The organism is Pseudomonas sp. PS1(2021) (assembly GCF_020405165.1).
In the GTDB taxonomy this organism is placed as follows: domain Bacteria; phylum Pseudomonadota; class Gammaproteobacteria; order Pseudomonadales; family Pseudomonadaceae; genus Pseudomonas; species Pseudomonas aeruginosa.
On the sequence record NZ_CP084484.1, the window covers coordinates 2,150,256 to 2,168,071 of the forward strand.

The window sequence follows — 17,816 nt, forward strand, 5'->3', positions numbered from 1 at the left end:
CTCGGCATCTCGTTGCACGGTGGAGGCCCTGTGCGCCGGGGGAGTTCCGCCTTTTTCGCGGACGGTCAGCCGCGCCCGAGCTGGCGCCGCATAGCCGCGCTGATGCGCTGGCGGGTGCCGGCGTAGTCGGCCCAGGGATCGTCGCCGGCGAGTTCGTCGAGGCGCTGCGGCAGACTGCGCAGGTTCCATTGGTTGGCGCCCTGCAGCGAGTCGAGTTCCTCGCGGAACACCGGTACCGACACCGGCAACCCTTCGCGGGCGCGCACCGAGTAGGCGGCCACGGTGCTGGCGCCGCGGCTGTTGCGCAGGTAGTCGACGAAGATCTTGCCGACCCGGTTGCGCGGCCCGGAAACCGCCGAGAAACGCTCCGGCATCAGGCGCGCCAAGTGCTGGGAGATGGCCTGGGCGAAATCCTTGACCTCGTCCCAGCCATGCCGGCGCTCCAGCGGCACCAGCAGGTGCATGCCCTTGCCGCCGCTGGTCTTGAGGAAGGCGCGCAGGCCCAGCTCGTCGAGCAACGTCAGGCTCAGCTGGGTCGCTTCGAGCATGCGCTTCCACGGCAGCGCCGGGTCCGGGTCGAGGTCGAGGACGAAACGGTCGGGCCGCTCCAGGTTGGCCAGGCTGGCGTTCCAGGTATGGAATTCGATGCTGCCCATCTGCACCGCGCCGACCAGCGCCTCGGCGCTGCGGATTTGCAGCAGCGGCGGATGACCGGGATCGAGCGCCGGGTCGAGCTGGACGATGCCGGGGATCTTCAGGCGCGCCGCGTGCTTCTGGAAGAACAGTTCGCCGCCGATTCCGTCGGGGCCGCGCACCAGCGACACCGGGCGCTCGCGCAGGTCGCGCAGGAGCAGGTCGGCGTAGCGCGCATGGAACTCGGCGAGTTCCAGCTTGCTGGCCTGGATCGACGGGTCGATCAGCCGCTGCGGATGGCTGATGCGCACGCCGGCGGTGGCCGCCCGCGACGCACCGGCGCCGGCCTTGCGCGCGCCGCGCAGCGGCGGCGGGCCGGCGGGACGCTCGCCGGTCACCTCGCGCGCCGGCTTGTCTTCGCGCAAGCCGTGGAACACTGCCTGGCGGATGATCCCGCCAGGGGTCATCTGCGCATAGGAAACCTCGCACAGCTGTTGCGGGCGCACCCACTGCACCGACCCGGTCTCGCGCGCCGGCGGCACCTTCGCCAATGGGCTGGAGCGGACCGCGAGGGGTTCCAGGCGCTCACGGACCTTCTTCAGGCTGGCCGCGGTGAAGCCGCTGCCGACCTTGCCGGCATAGCGCAGCCGGCGCTCCTCGTCAGGGCTGTAGAGGCCGAGCAGCAAGGCGCCGATATGCCGGCGAGAGCCCTTCGGCTCGGTATAGCCGACGATCACGAACTCCTGGCGCAACTGGCACTTCAGCTTGATCCAGTCGTTGCTGCGGCGCGAACGGTAGGCGCTGCCCAGACGCTTGCCGATCACGCCTTCGAGACCGAGCTTGCAGGCGCTGGCCAGCAGGTCGCGGGGGTCTTCCGCGAGCGTCGCGGAGAACCGCAGCGGGTCTTCGTCTCGCCCTTCCAGCAGCGCCTCCAGGCGCGCGCGGCGCTCCTCCAGGGCGACATCGCGCAGGTCCTCGCCTTCGTGGTACGGCAGGTCGAAGAGGACGTACAGGATGTTCTCGCCGCGACCTTCCTCGAAGGCGTTCTGCAGGGCCTGGAAGTCCGGTCGACCCTCCTCGTCGAGGACGACCAGTTCGCCGTCCAGCCAACTGCGCTGCAGACCGAGCCCGGCCAAGGCCTTCTCCAGGTGCGGCAGGCGTTCGGTCCAGTCATGGCCGTTGCGGGTCAGCAGGCGCACGTGGCCGTCTTCGATGCGGCTCATCAGCCGATAGCCGTCCAGCTTGAGTTCGTAGGCCCACTCCCCTCGCGGAGGCTGCTCGACCAGGCTGGCCAGCTCGGGGGCGATCCATTCGGGCATCGGCGTCTTCCCCCCGCTCTTGCCGCGTCGCGCCGGCCTGGCCGCGGGCGTGGCGGCTTCGCCATGGCGGGGCAGCAGCGTACGCTCGCTGAGCACGCTGTCGGGACGCTCCTTCAGCACGTCGAAGCGATCCAGGCTGCGCGCCTCGCCGTCCTTGGCCTTGACCAGGAACCACTGGGGCTGCTTGCCGCGCAGGTTGGTGCGGATCAGGTGCCAACGCCCGGAGAGTTTCTCGCCATCCAGGGCGAAGCTGAGATGGCCCTTTTCCAGGCCCTCGCGCGGATCGTCCAGAGGCGTCCAGGCGCCTCGGTCCCAGACGATGACATCGCCGGCGCCGTAGTGCCCCTGGGGGATGCTGCCTTCGAAATCGGCATAGTCCAGCGGATGGTCCTCAACCTGCACCGCGAGCCGCTTCACCGCCGGGTCGAGGCACGGCCCCTTGGGCACCGCCCAGCTCTTCAGGGTGCCATCCAGCTCCAGGCGGAAGTCGTAGTGCAGGCGGCTGGCGTCGTGCTTCTGGACGCAATAGCGGAGCAGCCCGGTGCTGTCCTTGCGAGGCTTGCGGCCACTGGGCTCCGGGGTCTGGCGGAAATCGCGCTTGCGGGCGTACTCGGCGAGCGGCTTGCTGCTGGGCATGGTGGGCTCCTCGGTGGTCAGACGCCGGGGCAGACCGGCGCGCTGTGCAGGACCATGTCGATGGCTTTCCCCAGTTCCTCCAGGGTCACCGGTTTGAGCAGCACCGGATAGGGTGCCGCCGGGTCGATGCCGACGCGAGCGCTGTCGCTGAGCAGGATCACCCGCATCCGCGGGCGCACCGGCAGGCTGGTTTCGATGAGCATGCTGCCGCTCAGAGGACCTTCGAGCTGCTCGCTGAGCAGGAACAGGTCGATCACCGCGTCCGAGGCCAGGTGGTCGAGGGCTTCGTCGCGACTCGCCGCGCTGAGCACCGCGTAGCCTCGATCGAGGAGGAATTCCTCGATCCGCCAGAGCTGGTCGGCGTGTTCTTCGAGGACCAGGACGATCTTGTTTTCTCCGTTCACCATGGTTCTCCCTGTCGGATTGTCAGGAAGGCTTCGCTGCAAGGTTCGCGCCGTCCGCCCCGCTTGCGCCGGAGCAGCGTGACCACGGCGATTGGGCGCGGACTGATCGCAAAGTGCGATCAGCAGAGTGCCCGGAAGGCGCCTGTTCATCGTGCAGATTGCCCGACCCGCGCGGACCGCTGGTAAGCCCGCCGGCACCAACCACGTCGACCGGGGTCCAGCCTGAGAGACCGCGAGCGAAGGAGCCAGCCATGCGCCCTGCCCCAGAAGACGCCGCAGACGATGCGTTCGACCAGCGCGAGTATCCGATCCCGGAGCGCCTGGAAAGCCAGCGCCGCGCCTGGCGTTTCGAACGGGCGGGCCTGTGGGTCCTGCTCGGGGTGATCCTCCTGGCGCTGACCGGGGTGTTCGCCGGCGGGCCTCTGAGTTCGCGGACGCTGGTCAGCGACAGCGGCAGGCTGACCCTGGCCTACGAGCGTTTCGAACGCAGCGGCGCCGCCAGCCGCCTGCGCATCGATCTGCGCGGCGCGCCGGGCACCGAAGTTGGCGTGCGCCTGGGCGGCGGACTGCTACAGGCGCACAGCATCCAGAGCCTGCAACCGCAACCGCTGCGCAGTCACAGCTGGCGGGGTGGCCTGGAACTGGAGGGAAGGCTCGACGAAGACGGTCGCCTGAGCCTGTTCCTGACGTTGTTGCCGAACCAGCTCGGCGAAGTCGCCAGTCGACTGGAGTTCGCCGGCGAGAGCCTGGCCTTCGACCAGTTCATCTACCCCTGAGTCATCCGTTCCGAGGAGGCGCACGATGGATTCCATACTGCGAGCCGCCGCGCTCTACCTGGTCCTGCTGGTACTCTTCCGCATCGCCGGGCGGCGTTCACTGACCGACATCACCACCTTCGACCTGCTGCTGCTGATGATCATCGGCGAAGCCACCCAGCAGGCGCTGCTGGGCGACGACTTCTCGCTGGTCAACGCGGTACTGGTGATCATCACCCTGATCGTCATCGACGTCGGTCTGTCCCTGCTCAAGCTGCGCCATCCGAAGCTCGACACCCTGATCGAGGGCTCCCCGACGCTCATCGTCGAGTACGGCAGGCCATTGCACGCACGCCTGGCCGAGGCCCGCCTGCGCGAGGAAGACATTCTCCTGGCCGCCCGCGAGACCCAGGGCCTGGAACGCATGGAGCAGATCCGCTTCGCCATCCTCGAGAAGAACGGCAAGATCTCGATCATTCCCGATCGCGGCGACTGACGCTGCGCGCGTGGCGCATCAGCAGCGGCTGGATGCTCAGGCCGTGCACGCAGATGCTCAGGGCGACGAGGCTCAGCACCAGGTCGCTGGCGGTATGCGCGAGCGCCGTAGGCAGCCCCTGGTTCAGCGCGTAGCTGAGGTAGTACAGGCTGCCGATGCCGCGGATGCCGAACCAGCCGAGCAGGCGCCGCTGCGCCGGGTGCATCAGCCGCCGGCCGACCAGCAGCCAGACCATCGCCGGCCGGCACACGCAGAACAGCAGCAGCGCCAGCGGCAGCGCGCGCCAGTCCCAGTGCTGGTAGAGCATGGCGCCGAGCAGGGTCACCAGCAGCACTTCCAGCGAGCGCTCCAGCAGGTTGCCGAAGGAGAGCACGTCGAGCATCACCGCGCCGGCCGCCACCTTCGGGTGTTCGCTGCGGTCGGCGCCGTACTCGATGGCGCCGCTGGCCTGCCCTGCCTCGCGCACGTCGGCGGCGGCCGCCTGCGCCTCGGCCGGTGCCGAGGCGCGCCCCAGCGTCGCCACCTCGGCGTGGCGCAGGCCGATCCCGGCGGCGAAGCTGGCGAGGAAGCCCCAGCCGCCCAGTGCGTCGGCGCCGACATAGGACAGCGCGATCAGCGCCAGGGCGAGGAAGTCGTTGGCCGACACCGAGGTGTCGGTGTGCCGCGCCCGCAGGTGGATGGCCAGGCGGCCGAGACCATGGCCCAGGCAATAGCCCACCAGCAGGCCGAGCGGAATCGCCCAGAGCACGTCGCGCAGCAGCCAGTCCAGGCCGCTGCGGTCGAACTCCCCGGGCAGGCCGCCGCCCTGACCGATCAGCAGCAGGGCGGCGATGACGAAGGGGAAGGCGATGCCGTCGTTGAGTCCCGCCTCGCCGGATACGGCGTAGCGCAGGCGGTCGTCGTCGCCGGCGTGGTTGACCTGGATGTCGCTGGCCAGCACCGGATCGGTGGGCGCGAGGATCGCCGCGACCAGCAAGGCCAGCCCCCAGTCCAGGCCGAACAGGAAATGCGCGCCCAGGGTAAGGCCGAGGATACAGCCGAGCAGGACTGGTCCGGCCAGCAGCCAGGCAGCGGTCCAGGCCGGCGAGCGCAACGGCAGGCGCAGCTTGAGGCCGCCGATGAACAGCGAGATCAGCAACGCCGCCTCGCTGAGGTGTTCGAACCAGCCGCTGATGTCCGCCAGGCCGCTGCGCCAGGCGTGCAGCCCGGCCGGGCCGATGGCCAGGCCGAACAGCAGGTAGATGAACGAGGTGCTGACCGGCAGCAGGCGCAGGTAGGCCGAAGCCAGGCCGAGCGTCAGCAGGATGCAGCCCAGTACCAGCAACCACAGGCTGAAACTCATGCCTGGCCAGGCTCCGCCCGCGGGGGCGTTACTTGGATGGGTGCGCCTTGGCCAGCGCGCGGGCCATCTCCAGGTGATGCTTCAGGGCCGGCAGATGGGTCTTGGCGAATGCCTGCAGTTCCGGGTCGGTCAGGTTGTCCGCGGCCTGGGTGAACAGTTCCACGGCTTTTTCGTGAGCCGCCACCTGGTTATTGGCGTAGGCCGGGTCGAAGGAGGCGTCGCGCAGGTCGAGCAGGGTCGCCTTGGCCTTGTCGGTCAGGCTGGCGTCGTCTTCGACCTCCAGTTTCTTGCGCTCGGCCAGGCTGCGCAGTTCGGCGTTGACCTTGCCGTGGTCGTCGATCATCTGCTTGGCGAATACCTTCACATCGGCGGCAGTGCTCTTTTCCAGCGCCATCTTGCCGGCTTCGATTTCCGCTACGCCGGCCGCCGAGGCCTCGCTGACGAAGGTCTGTGGCGCGGTCTTGTTCATGTCCTGGGCGTTGGCGAAAGGCAGGGCCAGGACCAGCAGGAGCCAGGCGGCTCCCTTGAGGGGAAGGCTGATTGCTCTGTTCATGGTCGACTCCGTTGGCGTGACAGGGAAAAAATGCCGGGACTTCGGCACAACGCACCTCGGCATCGTCGCTGCTGTGACGGCGCCGCCGGCCGACCGTTCAGATTTTTCGCCGACCGTGCCAGGCCGGGCGCCCTCCCCGGTCACCCCGGGCGGCTCGCCAGCGCCTCGATCCGCGCCCGGCTCTTCGGCCGGCGTACGGACAGCGGCGGTTCGACCCGCATCGGCGGCGCGATCGCGTTGCCCTGGAGATAGACGTCCCCGGTCGGCAGCCGGGCGAACGCATCGTCCTCCTCGAGACCTTCCAGGACCACGCAGGGCGCCAGTTCGCGGCACAGGGCCAGCAGATGGCGCAGCACTTCGGCGCCCTTCGCCGAGCGACGTGCTTCGCGGGTATACCGGCAATCGATTTTGATCACATCGGGACGGGCATCGAGAACGAAGTCCAGGTTGTTGTGCGCCGCGCCGAAGTCGTCTATCGCGATGCGCACGCCATGTTCGCGCAGGCGTCGGATGAACTCCCGGGTCGCGACTCTCTCGCCCACGGCGGTCTCGGTCAGCTCCAGCGTCAGCCTCCGTGCCACCTGCGGACGGGCGGCCAGCCATCGGCAGACCGCTTCCCACCAGGCATCCATCGCCGCGCTCTGGCGCGATAGGTTGCAGGCCAGGCGCAAGGTAGGCTCGGCGTTCAGCCGGTCGAGGACCGTGCCCAGCACGCAGCGATCGAGCAGGCGTACCAGGCCGAGCCGCTCCAGCGCCAGGATCAGTTCCTGGGTCGGCAACGGCGGCTCGCCGCTGGCGGCCGTAACCCTGAGCAGGGTTTCCCGGTAGAGCGGCTCCCATTCCGGATGCCCGGCATGCCGTACGGCCTGCCAGTCCAGGCGCACCCGACCGCGCGCCAGGGCGGCCTGGAAACGCCGGGCGAGGCGCAGGTCGCCGGCCAGGGAGGCGGCAACGGCCGGTGGGTGCTCGTGCTGGCGAGCCTGTGGGGAACCGTTCACTGTAGAGCTTTCCTTTCCTGGCGGCTGACGCCGTTGTCGTCGATCCAGTCGAACGCCACCTCGCCGCGCGTCCCGCCGTCCACCCGCCGCGGCAGGCCGAGGCGTCGTTGCGAGCGCGGAGCCAGCAGCGTTCCGGGCAGATCCAGGCGCGTCTCCCCTATCTCCAGCGCCAGCCCCGCCAGGGACACGAAGTACGGCGTCGGGTTGTCCACCCGCAGGGTCTCGTCGCGCAGCGCGAAGCCCAGTTCGGCGGCCGCGTCCTCGGCGTGCGGATGCAGGCCGTGCGGGCGGTACAGCACCTTCATCTGGGTTCGCAGGGTGACCGTGAGCCGGGGCCGGCCAGCGGCCTCGGCGGTGGCTTGCGGGGGGATCTCGTAGATGTTCAGCCAGTACAGCGATTCGCGATCCCGTGCCTGGGCCTGGCCGGTAGCCAGCAGGCGCAGGCTGCGCTGGCGTCCCGGCTCCAGGCGGAATACGGGCGGCAGCGGCAGGAACGGAGCCAGCGCGGTATCCGGTTCGCCGTCGAGGGCGCCGTCATCGACCCACGCCTGCACCAGCACCGGGTAGGGATTCTGGTTGACCAGCAGCAACGAGGCCTCGCGCTGGCCCTCCACGAACACCAGGCGGGTGCGCTCCGCGGTCACTCCGGCCTCGCTCGTCGGCGCGAGGCAAAGCATGGCCAGCAGCGCGAGCGCGCGCCTACTGGACACGGATAACCACCTGCGCCGTGGCCTCGACTCGCCCCGCCGTGACGCCGGGCTGGCTGCCGAGCGCGAGTTTCTCCAGGCGCGCGCGGAAGGTTTCGCGGTACAGGTCGATGCCGCCGCTACCGCCGTTGGCCTGGGTCGCGCCACCGATGGCGGGGTACCAGCCGGTAGCCTCGGCGTTGCTGCCGCCGGCGGAGTTCTCGTTGGCCAGGAGCGTCATCGGCGTGCCGTCGCGGTAGATGCGGATGCCGACCCCACGGGCAATGCCCGGCTCCCCGTAACGGTCGGAGAGCAGGTAGGACAGTCCGCCACTGGCGTTGACCAGGCCCAGCGCCGGGCTGGCCGCCAGGGCCCCGCTGGACACGCGGATGCCCAGCGCCGTGGCGCCGGCCCCGGTGCCGTTGGTCATGCCGCTCTGGCACTTGAAGGTGAGTTCGAAGGGCGCCTCGCGCACGCCGCCGCTATCGATCTCGGCCAGGGTGATGGACGGGAACTGCACGTGCGGGGTGACCGTCATCACCGCGCAAGTGGGATAGCGTTTCAGGGTCACGTAGCGGTACAGCCCGATGGCACCCGGCCAGTTGCTGTACCAGCCGCCCCAGTTGCCGCCCACGTGCGCCTGGCCGACGGTCGGCGCGGTCAGGCCCGGCCCCTTGATGGCGATGTAGGCCGCCGGCTGGGTGTAGGAATAGGGCTGCGAGAGGATCGTCGGCGAGTAGTAGCGGATCGCCTCCAGCGGCGCGCTGTACAGCTCGGCGCGTACCGCTGCGAGGTTCTTCGCCTTGACCAGCTGGAAGCCGCGCGAGTCTATGTCCAGCCCGGAGAGCTGGCGCTCCTTCCAGATCGGCGTGATGGTTTCCCCCGTCTCGACGTTGGTCAGGCGCAGCAGCACGTTGGGCCAGGCGGTCCGGTAGGCATCCTGCAGGCCGATGTCGTTGCCCACCGTGTCGGCGCCGGTGTAGTAGCCGCTATAGAGATCGTCGCCGTTGGTAGAAAACATCTCGTAGACGGCGTCCCCGGCGCTACAGCGGAAGAACACCCGTTCGGGGTCGTAGCCGCCGGTGGCGCCGTACTGGGTCAGCGGCGCCACCGCGCTGGCGATGAGCGTCGGATAGGGCTGGAAACTCTCGTCGCTGACGTTGACCACGCTGGGCAGGCCGAGCGAGCCATTGCAGGTGTCGCAGGCGCCGGTCCAGCTGCCGGCGGTACCTTCGCCTGGGCGGATCTGGGTGTTCGAGGTGGTCGTCTCGCTGCCTACCGAGGTGACCCGGTAGCAAGTCGCCTGGCCACTGGCGGGAAGCCCCAGCAACACGCCGAGGGCCAGCGCGGGCAGCAGGGGAAGCGTGCGGTTCATCTGGCGTTCTCCAGGTTGGAGTCGGTGGTGGCTGCCCGGCAGGTGCCGCGCAGGCGGATCAGCGCCTGGTCGCGAGACACACCGGCCAGGTCGTAGGGCAACTCGCAACGCTCCTTGCGCGCCGTTCCCCATTGCACCAGCAACCTGCCCCGCTGGTTTTCCGCGCGCGCATAGACCTGGCCGCCCTGCCCGACCATGCCGATGGCCGCCCCGCCGTCGTCGACCACCACGGCGCCGAGCGGCAGCACACTGCCGTCCTCGCGCCGCGCCTGGATCAGCAGCGGATGGCCGGTCAGCGTCCTGAACGTCACGCGCACGCTGGCACCGGCGTAGGGCGCGACCTTGCGCTCGGTTTCCAGCAGTTCGGCGTCGGGATCGATGCCAACGGGATCGAGTGAGATCGGGTTGTAGCGATAGGGCGACAGCGAGGGGGCCAGCGCATAGCCGTTGCCGTCGATGCGCGCGCCCTGCCCGCCGCGTATCGCGGCACCGCTGGCGCCCTTGGCCTCGACCAGGGCGAAGGTATCGCCGACGCTGGGGCCAAGGGTCAGCCCGTCGCGGTGGGCGACCAGCGCGCCACGGATGCCGCCGCTGTATTGCCGGTAGCGATCGCCCTGGGCATAGCCGGCATTCACGGTGGCCAGCGCCGCCTGCTTCTGCAACGTGCCGTTCCAGGTGGTGTCGGCGACCTCGCTGTCGCGGTTGGCGGACAGCGCGTAGCTCCAGGTACGCTCGTCGCCCAGCGTACCGTTCAGCCCGGTTTGCAGGCTGCCGCCACGGCTGTCGCCGGAGCGCCGGGTAGCCATGGCGCTGAGCGTCGGCGCCCGACTGGAAGAACCCAGCGGCATGGAGACGCTGAGGGTCAGGGTGTCGTTGCGCTGGCCGCTGCGCCGGTCGCGCCGGAGCAGCTCGACGCCAGGGTCCTGGTCGCCCTGCTCCTGGTAGTAGGTGGTGGTCTGCCGCGACCAGGCGAGGTTGTAGCTCAACTGCCCCCAGGTATTGGAGTAGCCGAACTGCAATTGGGTGTCGCGGCTCTTGCCGTCGTAGAAATCGCTGGAGGAGCCGGAAAGATAGAGGTTGCCGTAACCGCCGAGGGCCTGGCTCACCAGCAGGTTGAACTGGTTGCGCTGCTTGTAGCTGCCGGAATCCCAGGTGTCCCCGTGGCGCAGTGCGTCGCGCGAGCCGAGCACGTCGCCGAGTTCGCGGTAGCCTTCGGTGGAATAGCGGTAGCCGGCCAGGGTCAGGGTAGTGCCGGTGGGCTGGAAGGTCCGGCTGTAGTCGAGCCCGATGCGCCAGCCCTGCTTGCGCGCGCCATCCTCGACGCGTGCGCTGGAATAGGTGCTGTTCAGGCCGAAGGCGCCGAAGCGGGTGGCGAGGACGCCGCCGCCCAGCATGGCCAGGTAGTCGTCGGCGACACGCAGTCCCAGGTTGGCGGTCAGGGCGTTGCTCATGCCGCGCTGGTAGGTGAAGTCGGCGAACAGGTCGTCGCCGTCGCCATACTGGCGCGCCTGGCCCAGGGTGAAGCTGTAGCGCGACAGGCCGGGACGCATGGACTCCGGGACCGAGGCGAACGGCACGCTGAAGCTCGATACGCTGCCATCGGCTTCGAACACCTGGACATCCAGATCGCCGGCATAGGCGCTGTCGTAGAGATCGTCGATGACGAACGGACCGGGGGCGACATTCACCTCGCGGATCTTCCTGCCGTTCTGGCTGATCACCACCCGCGCCGCGGTGGCCGCGGTGCCGCGCACCTGCGGCGCATAGCGGCGCAGGGACTCGGGCAGCATGCGGTCGTCGGTAGCTAGGCTCAGGCCGCGGTAGCCGATGCTGCCGAGCAGGTTGCCGGCGGTGTAGCTCTCCCCCGCCGTCAGTTCGCTGCGCCAGGCCGGCAAGGCGCGCTGGGCATAGGTGCGGATGCTGTTCCACTTGCGCCTGGCCTGCCCGTTGTAGCGGGAATAGGTGTAGTTGGACTGGTGGCGCAAACGCCACAGGCCGAGGTTGATGCCGCTGTTCAGGCCGACATAGGCGTAGTCCGATCGTCCCGATTCGCCGCCGCGGTATTCGGAGCGATAGAGGTTGGTGTCGTAGTTGACGAAGCCCATGCTGTCGCCGGCGTCCCACTCCTCGGGGCTGACGTAGCCGCGCGGCTTGAGGTCGAGCAAGGCTTGCGGCACCGAGAGATCCAGGCGCAGGCGGGCGACGTCCAGGCTGAACCGCGAGCCGGGCAGGCGTGCACCGAGAAAGGCGCAGTGGCGCCCGTCGCCGCTCTTGCGCGGATCGTCACCAGGCTTGGCGCCGAGGCGCTGGCGCAGGAAGTCTTCGTCGAGGCAGGGCTCCACCGCGCCGCTGGCGGGGTTGGCGCGGAAACTCACTTCGCTGCGGCTGGCGAAGCGCTCGTTGAGGTAGACATCGACGTGATAGCGACCCGGATCGATCCGACCGTCCTGGTTGAAGCGCGACAGGTCGCCGCCGCCCAGGGAAGAGCCGAGCAACAGGCGATCATCGAATTCGTAGCCGGGCTGGGCATGACCGAAGGCGCTCGCCGCCAGCGCCATGCCGCCCGCCATCAGGGCCGTGCCGGTGCGGCAGCGGCGTTCATGGCGATAGGTCATGACGGATATCCATATGGGCGCCGTAGTCGTTGATCAGCAGCGCGTGCAGGCGCACGCGTCCCGGCGGCAGGGCTTCTCGGGTTTCGGCCTGCCATTCGGCATGGCTGCGCGGCTCCAGCATGCCGCTGCGCAAGCGCCAGCGGCGCTGGCCGACGCTGAGCGTGGCGCTGGCGAACGAGGCGTAGTAGCCGCTCGGGTTGTCCACCCGCACCGCCCAGCCGGCGCTGCGCCGGACCAGTGCGAAACGCAGTTGCCCGGGCAGGTCCTCGGGACGGCCCTGGATGCCCGCCGGACGGTAGAACAGCTTCAGGCGATTGCGCAGCATCAGCAGCATCTGGTTCCGATCCGCATGGCTGCTGTTGCGTGGCGGGATCTGCAGGACGTTGAGATGGAACAGCGATTCGCGATCGCCCGGCAGGCCCTGCCCGGTGTAGACGATGCGCAGCGTCTGGCCGCTGTCCGGGGCCATGCGGAATACCGCCGGGTTGACCAGGAACGGCGCGTCCGCCTGGTCCGGCGGCGCGTCCGGGGCGTCGATGTCGACCCAGGCCTGGACGACGTTGGGAAACGCATCGCGATTGCTCAGTTGCACGGTCTTCTCCCGTGCCTCGCCGGGATAGATCACCCGGGTCCCGGTCACCACCACGCTTGCCCGCGCCTGGGCGATGCTCGCCAGCAGGACGAGCAGAAGCGCCGATGTCCTGCCGGATCGGTACGAATGTCTGGGCATGCGGCTTACCTGGCCGGGCACGGTCCAGCGACCGGGCCCGGCTTTAGTGCTGGGAAAAGGAAGGGGCGGCGCATGCGCCGCCGGCATTCACTCGTAACGCAGCGTGTAGGTCACGGCGCCGAGTACCGGACCGGGCGTCACGGTCGCCGCTTCGGAGACGTACTGCACCGCGTAGTCGTAGCTGGTGCTGGTGGCTCCGTTGGCGAGCACGATGTCGCCGGCGGGCACCGCCGCGCCGCCGGCCAGGTCGACCGGGTTGCCGCCGACGCTATCGAGCAATTGCAGCGCCACGCCCGTCGCGCCGCTGGCGGCGGTGTTCACCAGGTTCCCGGCGGCGCTGGGGTTGGTGGCCTGGAACAGGGTGGTGAAATGCTCGTCGGCCGTCGGCGCGACGCAATCGGTGAGTTGCAGGGTGAAGGCGGTTTCGCCGGCGCTGCGGCCCACTGCGCCATCGAGGGCGCTCACCGGTACGCTGTCGAGGATCACCGTGGGGTCGGTGAAGCCGTTGACCGCGACCTGGCAGGTCTGGTCGGTCACTTCGCCGCTGAATGTGATAGTGTTTGCCGCCATCGCGGTTCCCGAAGCGGCAATTGCCGCAAAGGCCAATACCACTGCGCATGGGTTCGAAGTTCTGGTCATGCCTATGTTCCTTGTGTGAGGCAATAATCGTCCACCCGCCTTTTATTTCGGCCGGGAACGCGGTAAAGACTCGAACGAGTTCAAATCGATAATCAGTGGTGCGAACCACCGGTATAAGTATCCCGTGCACAGGCGTCGAGGTGAACGCCGAACGGCGGACTTATAAATCCGTTCGAGTGCCCGCCATTCGGGGAATTGCCTCGTTTCGCAGGGTACCGCCGCCTCTTCGTGCTATCCGTCGACATTGCAACGCTTGTATTTCCGACTATGGAACTCTGGCATCCCGGCCTCTCTTGCTTGTCTTCGCCAGTTTGGACTTATAATAAAAACCGTCATCCGTGTAATGCATGGATGGTGCCATGCAGTTAACTTCCAAGTTGGAAGTATGCACTTCCCTGTTATTCAACGAATAATTACCGTCGACTTTTCCCGGGCAATTTCCATGTTCACCCGCAGGCGCTTCTCCTTGCGCAGCAAGCTTTTTCCGCCGCCGCTCAGAAGTCCGGTGCGCAGACGAGTGCCAACGGCGGCGTGCGCACTCTCGTTGCAAGTGGGCGCTGCGCCGATGCTGTTCGGAGAATCCGTCTTGCGACAAGTCAACAACTCGAACCACGGCTTCGCCTAGCATTGAAAAAGTTCCTGCACGACAGTTGTCGGGCCTGTTGGTCGTCGCTCTGCCAAGTGCCTGGACATATTTCCGTTATCCACTGATTCGGAGTCCAACTTCGCCGAACGTGCCGGCTGCCGCGACTCTCGAAAAAATAGCCTGGAGAAACTCCGAAACAAACATTGCACATGGACCGTCGTCGCAACGGTCTCCCTCAATAGTTATTAAAAGAAGAGGTTCGCACCCATGGCAGGCAAGCATTACCAGGATGCCGATGTGCATGCCGCAACCCTATCCCGCCTCCGACTGGTATTCCGGAACTTCGAGCGCGTCTGTGTCGCCTTCTCCGGTGGCAAGGACAGCTCGGTCACCCTGCAATTGGCGCTGGACGTGGCACGCGAGTTGGGACGCAGCCCGGTGGACGTACTGTTCATCGACCTGGAGGGGCAGTACCAGGCCACCATCGATCACGTCAGCGAGATGCTCGGGCGTCCCGACGTACGCCCCTGGTGGGTCTGCCTGCCACTCAACCTGCGCAACGCCTCCAGCCTGGAGGAACCCTACTGGTGCTGCTGGGAGCCCGGCGCCGAGGCCGACTGGGTGCGCCCGCTACCGAAGCAGCGAGGGGTGATCAGCGACCCGGCGTTCTTCCCCTTCTACCGCTACCGCATGGAGTTCGAGGAGTTCGTCGCCGGCTTCAACGCCTGGCTGGCCAGGGAAGAGCCTACCGCGTTCCTGGTCGGCATCCGTTCGGACGAATCGCTCAATCGCTACCTGGCGGTCAAGCGCAGGAGCCGGGCGAAACAATGCGCCTGGACGCCGCCGGGCGGCTCCGCGCCGCTGGCCTGGAGCGCGCGCGACCGGGCCAACCCGCAGGCGGTGAGCTTCTTCCCGATCTACGACTGGCGTTTCGAGGATCTCTGGCGTTGCGTCGCCGACCACGGCTACGCCTATAACCGCCTCTACGACCAGATGTACCGCGCCGGCGTGCCGTTCTCGCAGATGCGCATCTGCCAGCCCTATGGCGACGACCAGCGCAAGGGCCTCGACCTGTTCCACCGGATCGAGCCACGCACCTGGTTCAAGGTAGTCCGGCGCGTCGCCGGCGCCAACTATGGGGCGCGCTATTGTCGCCAGCGCTTCCTCGGCTACCGTGGCGGCCTTGGCCTGCCGCCCTCCTTCGGCACCTGGCGCGAGTACAGCCAGTTCCTCCTGCGCAGCATGCCGCCGCCTCTGCGCGGCATCTACCAGCGGCGCATCGAGCGTTTCATCCTCTGGTGGAAGCAGCACGACTATCCCCTTGCCATCTGGCCGGACGCGGGGATCCCGGCCCTGGAGAATCGTCGCAAGCAGCCGTCCTGGCGGCGTATCGCGCTATCCCTGCTGAAGCAGGACATGGCCCGCTCGCTGTCCTTCGGCTTCTCCCAGGCCGATATCGACAGACTGGTCCCCGGTCGGGAGAAGCGCTCGTGATCCGCCCGCAAGACTGCGAGATCCTGCAGTGGCGCTCGTTCGACGACGAGGCCGCCTTCTTCGCCAGCATGGGCCGCTTCTTCGCCAGCGCCCGGGTGCGCCGCGAATGCGGCGGCTACCCGCTGAGCGACGGTCCCTACCACCGCTGGTTCGTGCTCCGCCGCCAGGGGGACACGCGGATACTGGGGTTCGTCAGCCTGGAGCAACATCCCGACGTGGTTCGCCTGCGCGATGCCTACCTGCGTGCGGAAGCGCGCGGTCGCGGGCTGTTCCGCACCCTGCGCGAGCGGGTCCTCGGGCATGTCGACCAACTCGGGCTGGCCTGTACCACCCGCGCGCCCCAGGCCTGCGCGCGCCTTCTCGAACCGCACGGCTTCGCCGTGCATTCCACCCGGGGTAGCTGGGTGACGCTCATGAGGAAAGCCCATGGCACAGACAAAGACACTGACGGAGCGAGCCGAGGCGCTGTTCGGCGAACTGCACGGGTTGCCGCTTGCCGAGCGGATTGAAGCCATCAACCGGATCCGCCGGCTGCTCCACGCGCACAGTCCGTTCGCCGAAGAGCCGGTCGATTGCGTGCAGTGGGTGCGTGCCGAGCGCGTCGCCGGCAACGACTACAACCCCAATACCGTCGCGCCGCCGGAGATGCGACTGCTGAGGCTGTCCATCGAGTCCGACGGATTCACCCAGCCCATCGTCGCCTATCCGCAGGCCGACGGGCGCTACGAGGTGGTCGACGGCTTTCACCGCCTGCGCGTGGGCAGCGCCAAGGGCGCGCTGCGCCAGCGTCTGCACGGCTACCTGCCGATCGCCGCGATACGCGCCGGGCGTGAAGGCGACAGCGAGCGCATCGCCGCCACCATCCGCCACAACCGAGCACGCGGCGTGCACGGCGTATTGCCGATGACGGCGATCGTGGTGACCCTGCTCAAGGCCGGCTGGAGCGAGGCCGACGTGGCCCGCGAACTGGGCATGGACAATGACGAGGTGCTGCGTTTCAAGCAGGTTTCCGGATTGCCCGAGCTGTTCCGCGAACACGTGTATTCCCGCTCCTGGGAGTAGCGGGCGGCGCCGTCGGCCGCACCGCTCGCCCAGGCTCAGGCCGCGCCGGTGGTCAGGCTGATGTGCTTGTATTCGACGAAGTCGTCCAGGGCGGCGACCCCGTTCAGCCGGCCGAGGCCGGACTGGCGGTAGCCGCCCTCCTCGAATTCGTCGTAGACCTTGGCCCAGTCGTTGATCCACACGGTGCCGGCGCGAATCTTCCGCGCCACCCGGAAGGCACGCGCGACATCGCGGGTCCAGACCCCGGCCGCCAGCCCGTACTCGCTGCGGTTGGCCAGGGCGACGCCCTCCTCCTCGTGCTCGAATACCTGCAGGGTCAGCACCGGTCCGAAGGTTTCCTGTTGCACGATGTCCAGGTCCGGATCATCGACCTCCAGCAGGGTCGGACGGTAGAAGGCGCCGGCCGCCAGCTCGCCCTCGGTTACCGGGCCGCCGCGGACCACCACCCGCGCGCCGGCGGCGATGGCCTGGCGTACGGCTCGCTCGACGCGCTCGACGTTGGCCTTGTCGATCAGCGGCCCCATGTCGCTGCGCGGGTCCGCCGCCGGCCCCACGCGCAGGTTTTCCAGGCGCTGCGCCAGGCGTTCGCGTAGCCGTTCGGCAACGCCGCGCTGCACCAGCAGGCGCGAACCGGTCATGCAGAACTGCCCGGCGAACACCGTCAGCGACTTCTCCAGCACGGGCAAGGCGGCGTCCAGGTCGGCGTCGTCGAACATCAGGTGCGGTGTCTTGCCGCCCAGTTCCAGGCCGAAGCGCTTCAGGTGCCGCGCGCCGGCGGCGGAAATCGCTCGGCCGGTGGCGCTCGAGCCGGTGAAGCTGATCACCGGCACCTCGGCCGCGTCGATCAATCGCCGGGCGCCTTCGGAACCCGATTCGCTGAAGATGTTCACCGCCCCGGCAGGCAGCGACGGCGCTTCGGCGATGATCCGCGCGACCATGGCGTTGGTCTGCGCGGTCTGCCCCGGCATCTTCACCACCGTGGTGGTACCGGCGGCCAGCGCCGGCGCCAGGGAGCGGATCATCAGCACCACCGGTGAATTCCACGGCACGATGATGCCGGCGACGCCCATCGGCTCGCGCAGCACCAGCGACACCACGTCGGGGCGCGGCGTGCCGCTGGCGCCCCGTTCGCTGCGCGCCAGGCCGGCGTAGTAGCGCAGCTTGCCCGGCACCATGCCGACCTCGAAGGCAGCCTCGGGCTTGATCTTGCCGTTCTCCAGGGCAAGCAGGTCGATGAGCGCATCGGCATGCCGCTCGAAGGCCGCGGCGATTTCCTCCAGGGCTTTCGCGCGCAGCGCGTGGTCGTCCTTCCAGGGACCATCTTCGAAGGCGCGCACAGCGGCGGCGATCGCCGCATCGGCCTCGGCCCGCCCGCCGTCGGCGTAGGTGCCGATCGGCTGGCCGCTGGCCGGGTCGAAGGATTGTCCCCGCTGCGCGGAATCGAGCCATGCGCCGTCGATCCAGTGTCTGGCGTGTCCGTTCATCTGCAAGTT

The 17,816-nt window shown here is 68.4% G+C and carries 16 protein-coding genes; 5 read left to right on the forward strand and 11 right to left on the reverse strand.

The features are described 5' to 3' along the window. Window positions 1-65 precede the first annotated feature (65 nt). Together ligD and LE197_RS10055 are read right to left on the reverse strand one after the other, a co-directional pair. Window positions 66-2,588, reverse strand: coding sequence for a DNA ligase D (gene ligD, locus LE197_RS10050; RefSeq protein WP_226033997.1), 2,523 nt, complete (start codon window positions 2,586-2,588; stop codon window positions 66-68). Between the two features lie 17 nt (window positions 2,589-2,605). Continuing rightward, window positions 2,606-2,995 carry a response regulator gene (locus LE197_RS10055; RefSeq protein WP_003102170.1) on the reverse strand — a complete coding sequence of 130 codons (390 nt, stop codon included), beginning with the start codon at window positions 2,993-2,995 and terminating at the stop codon, window positions 2,606-2,608. A gap of 248 nt (window positions 2,996-3,243) precedes the next feature. Here LE197_RS10055 and LE197_RS10060 point away from each other — a divergent pair, with 248 nt between their 5' ends. Both LE197_RS10060 and LE197_RS10065 read left to right on the forward strand, forming a co-directional pair. Next, window positions 3,244-3,768, forward strand: a complete 525-nt coding sequence (locus LE197_RS10060) for a hypothetical protein (RefSeq protein WP_003088874.1) — start codon at window positions 3,244-3,246, stop codon at window positions 3,766-3,768. 25 nt (window positions 3,769-3,793) lie between these two features. Beyond that, the gene (locus LE197_RS10065) at window positions 3,794-4,243 is read left to right on the forward strand and encodes a DUF421 domain-containing protein (protein WP_003102168.1); all 450 of its coding nucleotides are present in this window, start codon (window positions 3,794-3,796) and stop codon (window positions 4,241-4,243) included. Here the strand turns inward: LE197_RS10065 and LE197_RS10070 are convergent. The 8 genes from LE197_RS10070 to LE197_RS10105 form a co-directional block, all read right to left on the reverse strand. Next, a complete protein-coding gene (locus LE197_RS10070) occupies window positions 4,221-5,585 on the reverse strand; it encodes a cation:proton antiporter (RefSeq protein WP_003113638.1) in 1,365 nt (454 codons plus the stop codon). The genes LE197_RS10065 and LE197_RS10070 overlap by 23 nt on opposite strands. 28 nt (window positions 5,586-5,613) lie before the next feature. After that, a complete protein-coding gene (locus LE197_RS10075) occupies window positions 5,614-6,138 on the reverse strand; it encodes a DUF4142 domain-containing protein (protein WP_003088871.1) in 525 nt (174 codons plus the stop codon). A 140-nt stretch (window positions 6,139-6,278) separates the two neighbouring features. Next, window positions 6,279-7,136, reverse strand: a complete 858-nt coding sequence (locus tag LE197_RS10080; RefSeq protein ID WP_003122782.1) for an EAL domain-containing protein — start codon at window positions 7,134-7,136, stop codon at window positions 6,279-6,281. Further along, window positions 7,133-7,846 carry a molecular chaperone gene (locus LE197_RS10085; RefSeq protein ID WP_003113635.1) on the reverse strand — a complete coding sequence of 238 codons (714 nt, stop codon included), beginning with the start codon at window positions 7,844-7,846 and terminating at the stop codon, window positions 7,133-7,135. Before LE197_RS10085 ends, LE197_RS10080 begins: the two co-directional genes overlap by 4 nt. Then, window positions 7,836-9,197 (reverse strand): fimbrial protein, encoded by a 1,362-nt coding sequence (locus LE197_RS10090; protein ID WP_003113634.1) that lies wholly within the window; start codon window positions 9,195-9,197, stop codon window positions 7,836-7,838. The genes LE197_RS10085 and LE197_RS10090 overlap by 11 nt, the downstream gene beginning before the upstream one ends. After that, complete coding sequence (locus LE197_RS10095; RefSeq protein ID WP_003102159.1) at window positions 9,194-11,812, reverse strand: fimbria/pilus outer membrane usher protein; 2,619 nt, start codon at window positions 11,810-11,812, stop codon at window positions 9,194-9,196. The genes LE197_RS10090 and LE197_RS10095 overlap by 4 nt, the downstream gene beginning before the upstream one ends. Further along, window positions 11,796-12,542 (reverse strand): molecular chaperone, encoded by a 747-nt coding sequence (locus LE197_RS10100; RefSeq protein ID WP_003088863.1) that lies wholly within the window; start codon window positions 12,540-12,542, stop codon window positions 11,796-11,798. Before LE197_RS10100 ends, LE197_RS10095 begins: the two co-directional genes overlap by 17 nt. A gap of 87 nt (window positions 12,543-12,629) precedes the next feature. Continuing rightward, complete coding sequence (locus LE197_RS10105; RefSeq protein ID WP_003120281.1) at window positions 12,630-13,181, reverse strand: fimbrial protein; 552 nt, start codon at window positions 13,179-13,181, stop codon at window positions 12,630-12,632. 853 nt (window positions 13,182-14,034) lie between these two features. Between LE197_RS10105 and LE197_RS10110 the strand changes: the two genes are divergently transcribed. The 3 genes from LE197_RS10110 to LE197_RS10120 are packed head-to-tail and all read left to right on the forward strand — an operon-like array spanning window position 14,035 to window position 16,323. Next, complete coding sequence (locus LE197_RS10110) at window positions 14,035-15,261, forward strand: phosphoadenosine phosphosulfate reductase (protein ID WP_003113632.1); 1,227 nt, start codon at window positions 14,035-14,037, stop codon at window positions 15,259-15,261. Continuing rightward, window positions 15,258-15,770, forward strand: a complete 513-nt coding sequence (locus LE197_RS10115; protein WP_003102153.1) for a GNAT family N-acetyltransferase — start codon at window positions 15,258-15,260, stop codon at window positions 15,768-15,770. The genes LE197_RS10110 and LE197_RS10115 overlap by 4 nt, the downstream gene beginning before the upstream one ends. After that, window positions 15,688-16,323 (forward strand): IbrB-like domain-containing protein, encoded by a 636-nt coding sequence (locus LE197_RS10120; RefSeq protein ID WP_003088853.1) that lies wholly within the window; start codon window positions 15,688-15,690, stop codon window positions 16,321-16,323. Before LE197_RS10115 ends, LE197_RS10120 begins: the two co-directional genes overlap by 83 nt. A 35-nt stretch (window positions 16,324-16,358) precedes the next feature. On the opposite strand, the gene LE197_RS10125 is transcribed toward LE197_RS10120, so the two are convergent. After that, window positions 16,359-17,807 carry an aldehyde dehydrogenase family protein gene (locus tag LE197_RS10125; RefSeq protein WP_003122786.1) on the reverse strand — a complete coding sequence of 483 codons (1,449 nt, stop codon included), beginning with the start codon at window positions 17,805-17,807 and terminating at the stop codon, window positions 16,359-16,361. Between the last annotated feature and the right edge of the window lie 9 nt (window positions 17,808-17,816).

What these genes read in the sequence shown, in the direction of transcription:
- ligD (WP_226033997.1), bottom strand. Translation starts at nt 2,588, where the DNA reads ATGCCCAGCAGCAAGCCGCTCGCCGAGTACGCCCGCAAGCGCGATTTC.
- LE197_RS10055 (WP_003102170.1), bottom strand. Translation starts at nt 2,995, where the DNA reads ATGGTGAACGGAGAAAACAAGATCGTCCTGGTCCTCGAAGAACACGCC.
- LE197_RS10060 (WP_003088874.1), top strand. Translation starts at nt 3,244, where the DNA reads ATGCGCCCTGCCCCAGAAGACGCCGCAGACGATGCGTTCGACCAGCGC.
- LE197_RS10065 (WP_003102168.1), top strand. Translation starts at nt 3,794, where the DNA reads ATGGATTCCATACTGCGAGCCGCCGCGCTCTACCTGGTCCTGCTGGTA.
- LE197_RS10070 (WP_003113638.1), bottom strand. Translation starts at nt 5,585, where the DNA reads ATGAGTTTCAGCCTGTGGTTGCTGGTACTGGGCTGCATCCTGCTGACG.
- LE197_RS10075 (WP_003088871.1), bottom strand. Translation starts at nt 6,138, where the DNA reads ATGAACAGAGCAATCAGCCTTCCCCTCAAGGGAGCCGCCTGGCTCCTG.
- LE197_RS10090 (WP_003113634.1), bottom strand. Translation starts at nt 9,197, where the DNA reads ATGAACCGCACGCTTCCCCTGCTGCCCGCGCTGGCCCTCGGCGTGTTG.
- LE197_RS10095 (WP_003102159.1), bottom strand. Translation starts at nt 11,812, where the DNA reads ATGACCTATCGCCATGAACGCCGCTGCCGCACCGGCACGGCCCTGATG.
- LE197_RS10100 (WP_003088863.1), bottom strand. Translation starts at nt 12,542, where the DNA reads ATGCCCAGACATTCGTACCGATCCGGCAGGACATCGGCGCTTCTGCTC.
- LE197_RS10105 (WP_003120281.1), bottom strand. Translation starts at nt 13,181, where the DNA reads ATGACCAGAACTTCGAACCCATGCGCAGTGGTATTGGCCTTTGCGGCA.
- LE197_RS10110 (WP_003113632.1), top strand. Translation starts at nt 14,035, where the DNA reads ATGGCAGGCAAGCATTACCAGGATGCCGATGTGCATGCCGCAACCCTA.
- LE197_RS10120 (WP_003088853.1), top strand. Translation starts at nt 15,688, where the DNA reads ATGGCACAGACAAAGACACTGACGGAGCGAGCCGAGGCGCTGTTCGGC.
- LE197_RS10125 (WP_003122786.1), bottom strand. Translation starts at nt 17,807, where the DNA reads ATGAACGGACACGCCAGACACTGGATCGACGGCGCATGGCTCGATTCC.